The sequence below is a fragment of the Sulfitobacter sp. HI0129 genome (genome assembly GCF_001635395.1).
Classification (GTDB): domain Bacteria; phylum Pseudomonadota; class Alphaproteobacteria; order Rhodobacterales; family Rhodobacteraceae; genus Sulfitobacter.
Genome location: NZ_LWGH01000708.1, coordinates 1 through 711, shown reverse-complemented (window position 1 = coordinate 711; position 711 = coordinate 1). Strand labels below are relative to the sequence as shown.

Here is a 711-nt window from a genome sequence, read left to right as displayed (position 1 = left end):
GACCTCGCTCGCGGGTTCCGGTGCGCGCTGCGCGGCCAGAATCGCCTCGAACTCCGCCCCCGTCACGACCGAGACTTCCGTCATCTCGAAAGGCTCGCGCGAAGGCGACAGCAGCCCGCCGAGAAACAGCCAGAGGAGCAGACCGACATGACCCGCCCCCGAGATATAATATGCCCGCCGCACGCCCTAGCCACCCGACGTATCGGAACCGTCCAGCGTCGGGCCGCCGATATCCGTCACCAGCCCGATGTTCGAAAAGCCACCCGCGTTCAGCGCGCCCATCACTTCCATGACCTGCGCGTAGGGCACCTTGCCGTCGGCGCGCAGGTAGACCCGGTCGCTGGCCCGCTCCGCGGCAATGGCGCGCAGCTTGGGCACGAGCTGGTCGCGCGCTGTGTCCGTCGTCTGGATCTGGACGGCGCCGTCGGCGGTGACCGTGACGGTCAGCGGCTCTTCGGGTTCCGATGGCAGCGCGCTGGCGGCGGATTTGGGCAGTTCCACGGGCACGCCCACGGTCAGCAGCGGTGCGGCCACCATGAAGATGATGAGCAGCACCAGCATCACGTCCACGAAGGGTGTGACGTTGATTTCCGACATGGGCTGCACGCGCCCGCGCCGCCGGCCCCTGCCGCCCCCGCCCTGTTTCTTGATGACCCCTGCGCCCATGGTTCAGCTATCCAACTGGCGGCTGAGGATGGTGGCGAACTCGTC

The 711-nt window shown here is 67.9% G+C and carries 1 protein-coding gene and 1 pseudogene; both read right to left on the bottom strand.

All coding sequences use genetic code 11. From position 1 onward, the window contains the following. Window positions 1-183, bottom strand: a pseudogene (locus tag A3764_RS17720) (energy transducer TonB); the annotation flags it as partial. 3 nt (window positions 184-186) lie between these two features. Continuing rightward, complete coding sequence (gene tolR, locus A3764_RS17715; protein ID WP_067924027.1) at window positions 187-666, bottom strand: protein TolR; 480 nt, start codon at window positions 664-666, stop codon at window positions 187-189. Between the last annotated feature and the right edge of the window lie 45 nt (window positions 667-711).